Source organism: Streptomyces griseus subsp. griseus (assembly GCF_000720255.1).
Lineage (GTDB): Bacteria > Actinomycetota > Actinomycetes > Streptomycetales > Streptomycetaceae > Streptomyces > Streptomyces griseus_I.
The window spans coordinates 30,885-44,806 of record NZ_JOJE01000039.1; the positions used below are offsets into that span (position 1 = coordinate 30,885).

Annotated in this window: 11 protein-coding genes; 4 read left to right on the forward strand and 7 right to left on the reverse strand. The window is 72.4% G+C overall.

Translation table 11 applies throughout. The features are described from left to right. Window positions 1-46: 46 nt before the first annotated feature. The 5 genes from IG99_RS34995 to IG99_RS35015 all read right to left on the reverse strand — a co-directional run bounded on the left by IG99_RS34995 (window position 47) and on the right by IG99_RS35015 (window position 8,126). The gene (locus IG99_RS34995; protein ID WP_037681367.1) at window positions 47-1,684 is read right to left on the reverse strand and encodes a prenyltransferase/squalene oxidase repeat-containing protein; all 1,638 of its coding nucleotides are present in this window, start codon (window positions 1,682-1,684) and stop codon (window positions 47-49) included. Between the two features lie 108 nt (window positions 1,685-1,792). Beyond that, window positions 1,793-3,310, reverse strand: a complete 1,518-nt coding sequence (locus IG99_RS35000; RefSeq protein ID WP_037681368.1) for an FAD-binding oxidoreductase — start codon at window positions 3,308-3,310, stop codon at window positions 1,793-1,795. Between the two features lie 48 nt (window positions 3,311-3,358). Continuing rightward, window positions 3,359-5,149, reverse strand: coding sequence for an FAD-dependent monooxygenase (locus IG99_RS35005; RefSeq protein ID WP_037681369.1), 1,791 nt, complete (start codon window positions 5,147-5,149; stop codon window positions 3,359-3,361). A 90-nt stretch (window positions 5,150-5,239) separates the two neighbouring features. Beyond that, window positions 5,240-6,172, reverse strand: a complete 933-nt coding sequence (locus IG99_RS35010) for an aromatic prenyltransferase (RefSeq protein WP_051866258.1) — start codon at window positions 6,170-6,172, stop codon at window positions 5,240-5,242. Between the two features lie 94 nt (window positions 6,173-6,266). Continuing rightward, entirely contained in the window at window positions 6,267-8,126 is a 1,860-nt protein-coding gene (locus IG99_RS35015; RefSeq protein WP_158973302.1) for an AfsR/SARP family transcriptional regulator, read from the reverse strand. Between the two features lie 192 nt (window positions 8,127-8,318). Between IG99_RS35015 and IG99_RS35020 the strand changes: the two genes are divergently transcribed. Further along, entirely contained in the window at window positions 8,319-8,528 is a 210-nt protein-coding gene (locus IG99_RS35020; protein WP_037681371.1) for a hypothetical protein, read from the forward strand. 32 nt (window positions 8,529-8,560) lie between these two features. After that, a complete protein-coding gene (locus tag IG99_RS35025; protein WP_037681372.1) occupies window positions 8,561-9,169 on the forward strand; it encodes a response regulator transcription factor in 609 nt (202 codons plus the stop codon). Window positions 9,170-9,267: 98 nt separating this feature from the next. On the opposite strand, the gene IG99_RS35030 is transcribed toward IG99_RS35025, so the two are convergent. Beyond that, window positions 9,268-9,687, reverse strand: a complete 420-nt coding sequence (locus IG99_RS35030) for a DoxX family protein (RefSeq protein WP_037681373.1) — start codon at window positions 9,685-9,687, stop codon at window positions 9,268-9,270. 106 nt (window positions 9,688-9,793) lie between these two features. On the opposite strand from IG99_RS35030, the gene IG99_RS35035 reads away from it, so the two are divergent. Then, entirely contained in the window at window positions 9,794-10,186 is a 393-nt protein-coding gene (locus IG99_RS35035) for a DUF6223 family protein (RefSeq protein WP_051866260.1), read from the forward strand. A gap of 204 nt (window positions 10,187-10,390) precedes the next feature. Here the strand turns inward: IG99_RS35035 and IG99_RS35040 are convergent, their stop codons facing one another. Beyond that, window positions 10,391-10,921, reverse strand: coding sequence for a hypothetical protein (locus IG99_RS35040; RefSeq protein WP_037681374.1), 531 nt, complete (start codon window positions 10,919-10,921; stop codon window positions 10,391-10,393). Between the two features lie 306 nt (window positions 10,922-11,227). Here IG99_RS35040 and IG99_RS44460 point away from each other — a divergent pair, with 306 nt between their 5' ends. Beyond that, complete coding sequence (locus IG99_RS44460) at window positions 11,228-13,897, forward strand: AMP-binding protein (RefSeq protein ID WP_051866262.1); 2,670 nt, start codon at window positions 11,228-11,230, stop codon at window positions 13,895-13,897. Window positions 13,898-13,922: the final 25 nt, after the last annotated feature.

The window sequence follows — 13,922 nt, forward strand, 5'->3', positions numbered from 1 at the left end:
GGTGCATCTCAGGGGGCAGTGGTCGTGGTGGGCAGGGGCTCGGGGTTCACCGCACCTCCTGGAGCGCGCCCCGCGGGTCCAGGACCCGGGAGCGGACGTGCCCGAGGGCGAGCAGCACCGGGATGTCGGTGAGCAGCGGAAAGTGGTAGGCGAAGGGGCGCGGTCCGACCATGTCGGGCGGGCCGCCGTAGCTGCCGTCGGCCTTCTGCCGCTCGAGCAGCCAGGTCAGGGCGGTGCCGACGGGCCGTGGATCGTCGGCGTGGCAGAGCGTGATCAGGCCGTAGGCGGTGCTGATGTCGTCACTGGGGTCGCCGGGCTGCATGCCCCAGCCGCCGTCGGCGTTCTGCGTCTCGCGCACCGTCTGTTCGATCCGCGCGGCCATGGCGGCGGAGCGCGGATCGTCCGGGCCGGCCGTGCAGGCGGCGAGCCGCACCCGGAACAGGCTGTGCAGACGGCTGCGGCTCCAGCCCGGCTCGAAGCCGCCGTCGGCGAGCTGGCTGTCGGCGAGGAACGCCAGGGCCTGCTCGCGCTGGGGTGCGGCGGCCGGGTGCGGGCCGAGGGCGCAGACCGCGGCGGCCGTCATGCACGGCTCGGAGGAGGCGCCCTCGACGTAGGTCGGGAAGCCGCCGTCCCTGCCCTGCACGGCCAGCAGCGCGGCCACCCCGCCGCGCACCGTACCGGCGTGCGCGACCGGGTCGACCGCCTGGAGGAACTCCAGGGCGCAGGAGGTGTCGTCGACGTCGTTCTGCGCGACGAGCGGCGACATGGACCAGCCGCCGGTCAGCGCCTCACCGCGGGAGAGCGAGCGCAGCCTCGCGCCGCCCCGCTGGGCGCCGAGCGTCGCCGCCATTCGGCGCAGCAGCGCCGGGTCGGCTCCCGCCGCGTGCAGGGCGAGACCGCCGGTGGACGTGCACCAGTTGTGCATCTCCAGGACGAACGGGAAGCCGCCGTCGGGGCGCTGATGACGCAGCAGCGTCGCGAGGCCGCGGCGTACGGTCTCCTCGTGGCCGGGCCTCCCGGCGAGCGCGTGCAGCACCAGCAGGTGCATCAGCACATAGCCCTCCCACACCGTGGCGGCGGGGTCGGTGGCCAGCAGGGTTTCAAGGGCGGCTTCGGTGGCCCCGTTCCGTACGCCGAGGGCGCCGGCCAGGATCAGCGTGATGGACGCCTGCTGCACGGAGGCCCAGGAGTGCAGCGGGTCGGTGGGGACCTGTCCGCCGCCGGGGAGTTCGGCGTCGGCGGGCAGCGGGTGGCCGAGCACCGAGAGCACCGCGTACACCATCAGGCGGCGGCGGGTGGAGATGAAGCCCGGCGCGGCGCCCAGGACGCCCGACGCCAGGGTTTCGACGAGGGAGCTGTCGCCGCCGGGCCCTCGGCCCACGGCACCCCCGATGGCACGCGAGGCGAGCACCCGGTCGAGCTTGTCCGGGGACTCCTGGTGACCGCGCAGATAGGCGAGGAGACGTGCCCGGGCCGGTGAGGACGCGCCGGTCCGCGTCATCAGCGAGAGGGCGAGCGCCGACTCCAGCACTCTGCTCTCGCACTGCTCTCGTATCGCGCCGTCGTCGTCGGTTCTGCCGCTGATGTACGCGACCAGCCTGGCCGTGGCCTGGTGCACCTCGTCCCGGGAAACCTCCTCGGGCAGCGGCAGCGGGGTCGGGAGCGCCCGATCCGCGATCTTCATGGAGTGCTCCTGTCTGGGCCGGTCCGAACCGGCCGGGATGGCCTGGGGTTTGGGAAAGGGGCCCGGCTCCGGCCGGGGAGGGATCCCCGTGCGGAGCCGGGCGGTGGGTCAGCTGACGCCCTGCGCGAACCGGAAGAACCGGTGCGGGTCGTACTTGTCCTTGACCCGGGCCAGCCGGGCGTAGTTCTCGGCGTAGTAGGAGCGCCGCCAGTCCGGCAGGCGCGGGTCGATGAAGTTCTGGTATGTCTCGCCGTTGGAGTACGGGTCGATCACCGCGAAGCCGTCGTCGACGTACTCCCACGCGGCGGTCTTGGCCTCGTCCGAGACCGGCGCGGCGGCATTCGAGGTGAGGTAGCTGACCGAGAAGAGGCTGTCGCGGTGGACGTAGGCGGTGGCGTCGCGGGCCACGGTGTTGGCCCGGCCGCCGAGGGCGGAGATCTGCAGCTGGCGCATCTGCCCGGCGAAGCGGTTCGCGTTGAACGTCTCCAGCGCCTTGGCCCAGCCCTCGCGCGGCATCGTCCGCTCGAACAGACGGCTGCGCCAGGAACCGAACGCCGGGCGCTGGATCTTTCCCTCGGGAGAGGTGTCGGCGCGGTGGCACTGCTGCGCCGTGAGGTCGGAGCACTGGTACAGCGACATCAGGACGGACCGGTACGGGGCGGCGAACTTCTGCTGGTACACCGGGGGGCGGCCGACCAGCGAGGTCAGCCGGGCGATCTCGCCGTCGAACGCCGCGCCGGTGTCCATCGAGCCGAGGAACACCGAGGCGGTCGGCACGGTGCCGGGGCCGGCGTCGGTGAGCGTGACGTTGACACCGCTGCCGATCGTCCACGGGGCGTCGGGCAGCCACTGGGTCCAGCCGTCCAGCATGTCCAGCGCCTGGTCGAAGGTCCACACGAGGTTGATGGCGGCCACGTCGGTCAGCGGCGAGGGCGTGACCTCGTACGACGTGACGATCCCGAAGTTGCCGCCGCCACCGCCGCGCAGCGCCCAGTACAGGTCACTGTGGCAATGGGGCGAGGCGGTGACGGTGCGTCCGTCGGCGAGGACCACCTGCGCCGAGGTCACCTTGTCGGAGGCGATGCCGATGCTGCGGGTGAACAGGCCCATGCCGCCACCCTGGAAGAACCCGCCGGCCGCGACGGTGGGGCAGTAGCCGCCGGAGATGCCGAGGCCGGCCGGCGCGAGCGTGTTCGCGATGTCGACGAGCTGGGCGCCGGGCCCCATCCGCACCGAACCGTCGCCGAGGGCCACGGAGTTGAGCCCGGAGACATCGATGACCAGGCCCTGGGTGGTGGAGTAACCGCCCGCGCTGTGACCGCCGCTGCGCGCGGCGACGGGTATGTCGTGGGCCTGGGCGAAGCGGATGCAGGCGGCGACGTCGGCGGCGGAGGCGCAGTAGGCGACCGCCTTGGGGCTGGTGGCGTCGAACTGGATCTGGTAGAGCTGCTTGGCCCGCTGGTAGTCCACGTCCGACGGGAGCACGAGGCGTCCCTGGAGCCGGTCGGCGAGCCGGTTCCACGGGGTGCCGGAGGCTCTGGTCTTGGCCTGCGCGGCGCCGGACAGCGCCGTCGTGGCCAGCGCGACACCGCTTGCGCCGGTGAGGAAGGACCTTCTGTTGATCACGCTGCTACTTCCATGTCGTGTGGGAGTTCGGGCAGGTGGCGCGGTTGGTCACGGGGCCCGGTGCCCCAGGACGAGGGCGAGCGCCTCGGTCAGGGCTCCCGCCGGGTCCGCCTCGGCGCCCGTGGCGCGCCAAGCCACGTGCTGGTCGGGCCGGACCAGGACGGCACCCGCCCCGTCCGTCTCGCGCAGGCGCTGCCAGTCGCCGTCGGCGTCGGCGTACTCCGCGCCCTCACCGCCGTCGCCGATCCGGATCGCGGTCACGGGAACGGAGAGCTTCTCGGCGGCCAGTTCGGCGGCCCCGGTCCACGCGGCCCCGTCCGCCCCGGTGATCAGCACGAAGCCGGTGCCGGAGCCGACCAGATCGTGGGTGGACACACGTCGGCCTTCCCGCTCGACCCAGGCGTGCGGCAGCACGTGCCCCGGGCGGGTCGTGGGCCGGTACTCGTCGCCGAGCGGCGAGCGGGCCGGCGGGCGGCTGCCGTCCGGGACCACCGCGCCCTGCTCGTAGGCGAAGCCGGTCTCCACGTCGAGGGCTTGGCACTCGCCGCGGTGGGTGGCGAAGATCTCCGCCGCCCGGGCGCGCTGCGCGGCACCGACCGGGGTCGGCGAGAAGTAGGAGAAGAACGCCGGCGTGCGGCGCTCCGGCGGCACGTGCGGGCCGAGGCCGACAGCGGCGTCGATGATCACCTGATGGTTCGCGGCGGCGGACATCGCCCAGCCCAGGTTGTACTGGCCGACGGGCCGGCGCTCGGCCTCGTAGGTGTCGAGCAGGCCGTCGCCGGCGCGGCCCGAGAGCACCGCGGCGAGTTTCCAGGCGAGGTTGTGCGCGTCCTGGATGCCGCTGTTGAGGCCCAGACCGACGGCGGGCGGCTGGCGGTGGGCGGCGTCGCCGACGAGGAACGCCCGGCCGTGCCGGTAGCGCTCGGCGAGCACCGCCTCCACGCTCCAGCTGGTCACATCGTGCAGGGTCAGCTCGAGGTCGGGCAGGCCGAGCACTTCCCGAATGCGGCCGACGACCGCCGCCTCGTCGGTGCGGTCGATGCCGGCGAGCGGCAGGTGCAGGCCCCACTCCTCGCAGTGCTTGCCCCAGGTCGGGCCCATCTCGATGAGGGCGCTGGACAGGTCGCGGCGGTAGGGGTTGAGGAACCAGGTGATGACCGAGCCCTCGGTCCACCACTGCGACAGATCCGCGGAGAAGTACGCCGTGGTGGCGTCGAACAGGGCGGGCAGGCCCTCCATCCGTACGCCGAGAGCGGGGCCCACGGTGCGGCCGGCGTCCGCCGCGATCACGTACCGCGCGATGACCGTCGTGGTCTCGCCCGTCTCCATGGAGCGGATCTCGGCGGTGATGCTCTCGTCGGCCCCGCCCGCGGCGTTCTCGGTCAGCGAGACCAACTCGTGGCCGAACCGGACGCCTCCGGGGTTGCGTTCCTCCGCGTGGCGCCGCAGCACCGGTTCGAGGCGCAGCTGTGGCAGCTTGGCGGGCAGCACGGGGCCCGCCGCTTCGTACGTCTCGCGCAGCGCGCCGCCGCCGAAGCCGTCCATCTCATGGATGACTCTTCCGTCCAGCGGGCCCTGACCGGTGAGCGTGGTCTGCCAGCGGACCTTGCCGAACTGCTCGGGTGCGGCGGCGCGTTCGGCCACGTCGTCCGCCAGGCCGTACTGGCGGAAGATCTCCATGGTGCGCTGGTTGATGTAGTGCGCCTTCGGCAGGCGCGAGGTGTCCGCGCGGCGCTCCACCAGCAGGTGGTCGACGCCGTGGCCGGACAGGAAGACGGAGGCGGCCAGGCCGGAGCCGCCGCCGCCCACGATCAGAACCGGAACTTCTACGGTGCTCAAGGTTCGTCCTTCCGAAGGAAGATGAGAAGAGATGAGAAGGCAGGAGAGAAGAAGGGAGAGGAACGGCGGGAACGCGGAGGCGGCGCCGGGTCACACCGGGTCCGCGAGGGCCCCTTCGGGGAGCTGCATGATCTCCGGCACGCCGGAAGCCCACCGGTAGTAGGACTGGAGCTTGTAGTACTCACCGTCGGGCTGTGAGGCGACGGCGTAGACGAACTTCGTGTCGGGGTCGGCGCGTTGCACGTGCCGTACGAACAGCCCGATCCGCTCGTCGAGTTCGACGGGCAGGGAGGCCGGGTCCGTGGTCGCCACGGCGAAACAGATCCGCTCGATGACCTGGGAGTCCCAGTCGAGGGTCACGTAGACGCCGAAGGCCCGGCGGCCGAGCCGGAGCATCTGCTCGCTGGGTTCGGCCTGATCGATCTCGCGGAGCATCGACCGTACGGACTCCGGGGCGATGCCCCCGGCCGGCGGCTCGCCGAAGTAGATGTTGACGGTGCGGTTGCGATAGTCGATGCCGAGCAGGCCCACGGTGTCGCCCAGGCCGTGCCGCGCGATGAAGTCGAGGCTCTCACCCAGGCTGCGCGGCATCGACGGGATGCCGGCGAGCTTCGTGACGTCCTGGAGGGCGGTGCGGGGCAGCACCACCCAGATCTTCTTGAACCCTCCGACGACACCGAAGTCGATGCCGTAGCCGTCGACGGGGCAGTTGTCGCTCAGGTCCGCGAGCAGCCGGGCCACGGGGTGGTCCGTCTTCTCCAACAGCCCGTTGTCCACCGCGAGTCGGTACGGGTCGACGTCCTGCGGAACCGTGAACCGGCAGTCGAGCTCACCCGCGCGGCGCGCGCCGGTCGACACCCGGAACGCGACCACGGCCTGGGTGAGATCACCTCCGTACAGGTTCAGCACGCGCAGCACGTCGTCGGGCGCGTACTCCACCTCCAGCAGTCCGGCCGCTTCCTCGATGGCCGAGTAGAGGGCCTGTACCGCGTCTTGTCGAGTGAGCGGGGCCGCCTCACTCATGGCAGTCACCATCCTTAGTGTTTCGTGGCGGCCGGCCTCGGCCGTCCGACGTGAACAGGGCTGTCACCGGACCAGCCGCCGGCCTGGCACCAAGTCACCGGGGCAGCTCCCTTCGGGGAGCCGTGTCCGCGTGCAGCAGGACCAGCGGGTGGAAGCGGTAGCGGTCCTCGCCGAGGGCGCCGTCGGGCTCCGCGAAGAGCAGGCTGCCGTCGACGAGTTCTTCCAGGGCGAGTTCCGCCTCGGCCTCGGCCAGGCCGGTCATCTCGCCCGCGAGGCGGGCGGTGAAGGGGCCCGGCCCCACCGAGGCGAGCCAGGGCAGTACGGAAGCGGTGGCCGGGCTCAGCCGGGTCAGGGCGCGGCCGAGGGTACGGGTCAGGTCGAGGTTGCCGTAGCTCAGGACGGCGAGCCGGGTGCGGGGGTCGGCGAGTTGGGCGGCGAACCGGGCCACGGTCCGGTGCGGGCGGGCCGCGAGCCGGGCGCCCGCGATCTGCAGCGCGAGCGGCAGCCCGGCGCAGTAGCGCAGCAGGTCCCGCACCGCCGCGGGTTCGGCGTCGACGCGGTCGGCTCCGGCGGTCTCGGCGAGCAGCGCCACGGCGTCCTCGTCGCCCAGCGGTCCGAGGCTCATGGTGTGGACGGCGGGCACGGTCGCCAGCCGCGTCCGGCTGGTGACGAGCAACGCGCTCTGCGGACCGGCGGGAAGCAGCCCGGTCAGTTGTACGTCGCTCGAGGCGTCGTCGAGGACGACGAGCAGCCGGGAGCCCGAAGTCCGGGCGCGGTAGCGGCGCACCAGTTCGCTCAGGTCGTGCCGGGCCGTCTGTGCGGTGTCCCCCTTCTCGCCGAGCGCGGCGAGGATCTCCGCGAGCACGGCCGCGGGCGGGCGGGCGGCCCCGTCGGCGTCGTGGAGGTCGGCGTGCACCACACCGTCCGGGAACGCCTCGGCGCAGCCATGGGCCACTTCGGCGGCCAGGGCCGTCTTGCCGCTGCCGGGCATCCCCGTGACCAGCGCCGCCCTGAGCCGTGCGCCGGGGCCCGAGGGGCGGCGCAGCAGCAGTGACCTGAGCCGGGCCGCCTCGGCGGTGCGCCCGGTGAACGCGGCGGCTCGGGCGGGCAGCAGCATGAGCGGCCGGCGGGGCGGGTCGACGCTCTCGCCTCGCAGCATCCGCAGATAGGCCCCGCTGAGCTGTTGCCCGGGCACGACGCCGAGCTGCTCGTCGAGGATCCGGCGGCCTTCGCCGTAGACCTGGACCGCCTCGGCCTGCCGGTCGGAGCGGTGCAGTGCGGTGATGAGGTGGGCGCGCAGGTTCTCGTCCATGGGGAAGCGGGTCACCAGGGAGAGAAGTTCGGGCACCAGGGAGCGGTGCCGGCCGAGCGACATGTCCGCCTCGATCCGGCGCTCCAGCGCCTGCACCCACAGGAATTCCAGGCGCGGCCGCTCGAACCGCAGAAGGTGCTCGGTCACGTTCTCCAGGGCCTGACCGCTCCAGCAGTCGAGCGCGCCACCGAGCAGTTGGCCCGCTTCCTCATAACGGGCTTCCTCAAGGGCCTGACGACCGAGCCGGTCGAGCCGTTCGAAGGAGAACAGGTCGACCTCGGCCTCCCGGGCGTCGAAAACATATCCCGGCCCTTTCCGGATGATCCGCACGTGGTTTCCCAGTGTTTTTCTGAGCCGGGAGACATAGGTGTAGATCTGCGCGTTCGAGGTGGGCGGCGGCTCGTCTCCCCACAGCAGGGCGCTCAGCCGGCTGTCGGCGACCAGAGCGCCACGCGCGAGCAGCAGCACCGCGAGCACGGTGTGGATCTTCGCCCCGGACAGCGGGACCGCCGCGCCCTCCCGGATCACCGAGACCGGACCCAGCAGCCGGAATTCGAGCGCCCCCGACGCGTCCGCGCCCGAGCCATCCGGATCGGCGGCCCCTTCGGCGGGCCGGAAAGCGACACCAGCAGAGTTCAGCACAGCGCAATCTCCATCCCGCGAAATCTCCTGCGAATCCACTCCAACACCTTATCCGTGGGCGCTTTTCGCGCGTTATCGAGTACGCGAAATAGCCGCGAAATCACGCCAAAAGCGAGCACTCCTAGGATGCTTCCAGGAAATCCGCCAAGGCATTTCTGTAAGCATTACTAGAAACAACGAGGAGATTCCGTAATGCGTAAGTCCCGTACGTTCGCACATACGCTCGCCGGCACCGCGCTCCTCCTTCTTCTGCTGCCGCTCGCCGTGGACGCCGGGCAGTACACGGGGGATCTGCCGTGGACCGGGATCAGCGCGCAGGGCAGTGGGGCGCAGGACGATCTGCCCTGGACCGGGATCGGCGAGCGGGGCAGCGGGACGCAGGGCGATCTGCCCTGGACGTGACGCAGACATGACCAGCGACTGGTGGAGGGAAGATGGCGATCAAACTGGTCCTGGCCGAGCGTGAAGCCCTGACCAGGGAGGCTCTCAGCGAACTTCTGCAGCTGTCCGGGGATGTCGATGTCGTCGCCCGTACAGGGCGGGGCGACAGGGTGCTGGGGCTGGTGGAGGAGTACGAGGCGGGGCTCGTCGTCCTCGATGTGCACATGCCGGGCATGAGCGGGATCGAGGTCGCCGAGCAACTGAGCCGGGAGCGGCCCGGTTTTCCGGTCGTGATCCTGGCCTGCGACGTCAGGCCCGGCCACCTGCAGCGGGCGGTCAAGGCCGGGGTGCGCGGCATCCTCACCAAGGAGACCTCCGTCAGCGAGTTGCGCGGGGTGATCCGTGAAGTGCACGCGGGTGGGCTGCACCTGCCCCCCGAAATGGTCGCCGAGATGATGGTCGCCGGGGAGAACCCCCTCACGGCCCGCGAAGCGGAGATCCTGAAGACGGCCGCGGACGGTCGCCCGCTCAACGTCATCGCGTCCCAGCTGCACTTGAGCCCGGGCACGGTCCGCAACCATATTCATTCCGCCATCCACAAGCTGAAGGCGGGGAACCGGATCAGTGCGGTGCACGCCGCGTCGCGGGCCGGCTGGATCTGAGCCGACGCGGTGAACCGCCCCGGCGTCGTCATGGCGGCACGCCGGGGCTCCGACCGAGGGCCGCCAAGGCCTACGGAATTCCCCACCTGCGCAAATGGTTAAGCGGCGAACTCGTCGGCGTGCGTACCGCCCGCGAGTGCCTTGGTACGGTTCCGTCGCCCCCAGGCGACCGTGGCGCTGAGCAGGAGCAGAACCACAGCCAGGAGTGAGAACGCGTCGATGACGACGTTCGTGATGATCGCTCCGATCATCAAAGCGGCCAACCCGAGCGCGGCGAGCCCGACCAGGCGGGGCACCAGCAGGCCGAGCACGCCCGTGATCTCGATGACGCCGACACAGTACCTGGGCCATGGGCCGGCCCCGATGGTGTCGAAGGCGTCGACCATCTCCGCGGCACCGGCGAGTTTCGCGGATCCGGCAGCCAGGAAGACCACCACCAGAAGCACGTGACACACCCGCCCGGCGATTTCCACGGCCCGTGCCGGTCTCTTGCCCGGAGAAGCGTCCTGCTCGCTCATAGAAGTCCCCCCATCGGATTTCAAGTTGTCTTGGTCGGGCAAGTGGCTGCTCGGACGACAGCCCCGAGCCGGGCTACGCATGCTGCGGTTGCAGTAGGCGGCTGCTGTGACGGCAGACTCCGCCCCGACGCATACGGCCCCGACGGGTCTTGCCGCCCCGGCGGCCGCGAACGTCATGGTCGCCGACGGTGATGACGGCGGCTCCGGGCGAGGCCCTTCCCTCGCCGCCCTGGTGGTGGCGGTGATCAGCGTGGTGCTCGGAGTGCGGGCGCTGCGTGCCGCCGGCCGTGGCGCCGGCAACGCGCGCGGCGGGGCCGTCGCGGGCGTGGTGGTGGCGCTGGCCGGCGTTGTCCTCGGCGCCGTGGCGCTGGCCTCTGCCGATGGCGGTGTGGGCAGTGGCTCCGGACGAGGCGGCTCCGTGGTGGCCATGGTGGTGGCGCTGGCCGGCGTGGTCCTCGGCGCGCCGGCTCTGGCCCGCTCCCGCCGGGTCGTCGCCTGACCTGACTCCTTCCGTCGGCCTTGCGGCCGGCGGGGAACCGGTGGCTCCGGCGGCCTGGTCGGCCCGAGGCCGTGTGCGGACCGCTCACGGGGCAGGTGCGGTATCAGGACGAGGTGGGTCCGCTCGCCCCTCCGTCTCTTCGGACGATATGCGCCGCGTCCCCCGGGAGCGTGGGCTCCCCGGGGGACGCGGCATGTCCGCTGACTACCAGGTGAGGGCAGTCGACTGGTTGCTGGTGGCCGTGCAGTAGGAGGTGAAGTTGCCGTCGGCGCCGTTCACGGTGAACTTCAGGGACCAGTTGGTCGCGCTCGGCTTCCCCGTGCGGGCGGCCGAGTCGGTGGTGTCACCGGCGGCCAGGGATCCGGAAGTGAGCGGGAGCGGACCGAACGAGAGCGGGTCGCCCGTGTTCGCGGCCTGGTGCGCGCTGCCGGAGAACTGCACCTCGCTCGTCACACCACCGGAGGTCTTGTTCAGCTTCAGCGTCGTGGTCACGCTGTTGGCCTCGAGCGGGAACTGCGTGCGGATGTCCGCGGAGTCGACCCGTATCGTCTTGCTGCCGGAGTCGGCCGCGGTGAGCGTGACGGTCCCGCTGCCCGCGAAACCGCAGTCGTACGAGGCTGTCGCCGACGCCGGAGCGACGGCGACGGCCGAGCCGGCCAGGGCCAGGGACGCTGCGAGCGCGCCTGAGGCGGCGATCGCGGTCAGGGTGAATCGTCGCGTCGAGAAGCCGCGCATGAGGATGCTCCTTCTTGGTAGGTGGCGCATTGCGGACAGAGCTGGGATGCGTGCGAGTGCCGGGCCCGGCGTCTCGACTGCAGTGAAGCCCGTGGTCCTCTTCTGGTGGTTGGCGATCTCTTGGCCGCCGTCGATGAACCGCGCGGAGCGGCCGAGGAGCACCTCGATGCCGTGACCGGCCGGGGCTCGGTAGGCCGTCGCCCTTGGGGGGGCCGGCGCTCGCATAGGTCACGTATGGCCCGCCCGGGCAGGGTGGGCTCGACTCTTCCGACGCAGGGAAAGCCCATGGATCCCACAGGAGCAGCCTTGTCCGAACCACACACCGTCGGCCGCGCGGAGTGGCGCGTCGTGCTCAACGACGAGGGGCAGTACTCGATCTGGTGGACCGATCGTGAACTGCCCTCCGGGTGGCGTGCCGAGGGGACCAGCGGGGCGCGGGAGCGGTGTCTGGCCCGGGTGCAGGAGGTGTGGGCCGATCAGCGTCCGGCGGGGCTGCGCCGTCGTGCGGCGGAGGGGGTGAGCGCGGAAGGTGTCTGCGTCGCGGAGGTCGTCGCGCGGCAGGCGCGCCGGGTGCCGGGGGCGGCGGCCGTGCAGGGTGAGGGGTTCGCGCTGTCCTTCGGGGGGCTCGACGCGGCGTCGAACCGCTGGGCCCGGTATCTGCGGTCGCTGGGTGTGGGGCGCGGCACGCTGGTGGGGGTGCTGCTGGGGCGGGGTTGCGACCTGCACGCGGTGACGCTGGGCGTGTGGAAGGCGGGGGCCGGGTGTCTGCCGCTGGACCCGGAGTTCCCGGCGGCCCGGCTGCGCGCGCTGCTCGCCGCCACGGGTGCGCGGGTTCTGGTCACCGAAGTCGCCTACGGACCGGACGGTTTCGAGGGACAGGCCCGGTACGTGGACGATCCCGAGGTCTGCGGCGCGCTCGCCCGTCAATCGGACGAACCCCTCGGCAGGGGGCCGGATCCGGAGGACGTGGCGTATGTGACGCAAGTGCCCGGGGGGGCCGGGCGCCCGCTCGCCGTGGCGGTCACGCACCGCGGTCTGGTGCACCATGTGGCGGTAGCGGCAGGCAAGTTGACCAGCGCGGGTGACGGCGGCTCGGCGGTGTTCGCGTCGGTCGCCTCCGAGCTGGCGGCGACGGCCCTGTGGGTGCCGCTGTGCGCCGGACAGCGGGTGCTGCTCGCACCGCAGACACTGGACCTGGCCGAGCTGGGCGACTGGCTCACCGCGGCCGGCTCGTTCGCGTTCCTGAAACTGACCTCGGCTCACCTGGAGCTGCTGGTGCGGCAGTTGGGTGACACCGGTGGCGCGGCACTGGCCGGGACGTTCGTGATCGCGGGCGGGGCGCCGGGGCCCGCGGCGACGAGGCTCGCCCGGCTGCTCGACCCCGGCCGACTGCGTAGGGCGTACGGGACGGCAGAGACGTCGTACGGCACCCTCCTGACCTCCGGGCGGCCCGGCGCGGACGCGCAGCTGCGGGTCCTCGACGACGCCTGTGTGCCGGTCCCGGACGGTTCGGTGGGCGAGTTGTACGTGGCCGGTCCGGGCGTCGCCCGCGGCTATGTGGGCCGGGCCGCGCTGACGGCGCAGCGGTTCGTCCCTGATCCCTACGGTCCGGCGGGGACGCGGATGCACCGCACGGGGGAGCTCGCGCGCCGGACGGCGGCCGGGGAGGTGCAGCTGGTCGGCCGTACCGACCGGCAGCTGTGGGTGCGCGGCCACCGGGTCGACCCGGCGGAGACCGAGGAGGCACTCCACGACCACCCGAGCGTCGGCGAGGCCGTCGTCATCGGCGTACAGACCGCGCCGGGCGACGTCCGCCTGGCCGCCTATGTGGTGCCGCGCCCCGGTGCGCAGGACCTGGACGCGGCGGCGCTGGCGGCCCATTGCGGGCGGCGGCTGCCCGGGCACCTGGTCCCCGCGAGCCTCACCCTCCTCGACGAGGTGCCGCGCGACGCCGACGGGCGGGTGGAGCGGGCGGCGCTGCCCGGGCAGCACGGTCAGGGCGGGCGGGACAGTGGCGGAAGGCCGGCTTCACCGGGGGCGCGCACGCTGTTCGGCGGGCGCGGCCTCGCGGGGCTGCTCACGGCGCACCGGGTGCCGGGCGCCTGCGTCGCGGTCCTGGAGGACGGCGCGCTGGTGGCGGTGGAGGCCGCGGGCGGCGACGGCGCGGGCCGGCCGATCACCCCGCGCACCGCTTTCCCGGTGGGCGACTTGAGCCGGCACGTCACGGCCCTGGGCGTGCTGCGCCTGGTGGACGAAGGGCTGCTGGCGCTGGACGCCGAGGTCGGCCGCACCGGGGACACCCCGGTCACCCTGGCGGATCTGCTGGGCCGCCCCGGCGCCGACGGGGCTGCGGTACCGCTGCCCGCGCTGCTGGAGGACGCCACGGGCGAGACGTTCGGCCCGCTGATGCGGCGCCTGGTGCTCGGGCCGCTCGGCCTGGACGACAGCTGCTTCGGTGGGCCCCCGCCCCGTACGAACGGCAGGACCGACGCCCTGGTGGCCCGCGTGGGTCATGACGTCACCGGTCGCGCGCTCGACGGCGACCGCCGGGCCACGGATCCGGCCGAGCTGTGGACCACCGCCGCCGACCTGGCCGAGGTGGCTTTGGAGATCCGGCGTTCCGTGCTCGGCGCTCCGCTCGCCCTGCTCGCCCGAGACACCGCTGCCCGCATGCTGACTCCAGGCCCGGACCGCCTCTACGGCCTCGCCACGATGGTCAAGTCCCTCGGCTCCGACACGGAGTTCGGGCACGAGGCGGCCCCGCTCGGCCATTACGCGGCGTCGGTGCTCAGCTTGCGCGCGGGCCGCGGTCTCGTCGTACTGACCAACGGCCGGGCCGGGGACCGCGTGGGCAAGGAGATCGAAGCCGGGCTGCGGCGCGTACGCCAAATGGCGGATAAGCACCGGACGGCCGGTGACGGAACGTGGCGGAACCCGCTGCATCCGCAGGAAGGGAACGAAGTCACCGATACTTAGCGTTAGTTCGTGTCAAACTGTGTTG

What these genes read in the sequence shown, in the direction of transcription:
- IG99_RS34995 (WP_037681367.1), bottom strand. Translation starts at nt 1,684, where the DNA reads ATGAAGATCGCGGATCGGGCGCTCCCGACCCCGCTGCCGCTGCCCGAG.
- IG99_RS35010 (WP_051866258.1), bottom strand. Translation starts at nt 6,172, where the DNA reads ATGAGTGAGGCGGCCCCGCTCACTCGACAAGACGCGGTACAGGCCCTC.
- IG99_RS35020 (WP_037681371.1), top strand. Translation starts at nt 8,319, where the DNA reads ATGCGTAAGTCCCGTACGTTCGCACATACGCTCGCCGGCACCGCGCTC.
- IG99_RS35025 (WP_037681372.1), top strand. Translation starts at nt 8,561, where the DNA reads ATGGCGATCAAACTGGTCCTGGCCGAGCGTGAAGCCCTGACCAGGGAG.
- IG99_RS35030 (WP_037681373.1), bottom strand. Translation starts at nt 9,687, where the DNA reads ATGAGCGAGCAGGACGCTTCTCCGGGCAAGAGACCGGCACGGGCCGTG.
- IG99_RS35040 (WP_037681374.1), bottom strand. Translation starts at nt 10,921, where the DNA reads ATGCGCGGCTTCTCGACGCGACGATTCACCCTGACCGCGATCGCCGCC.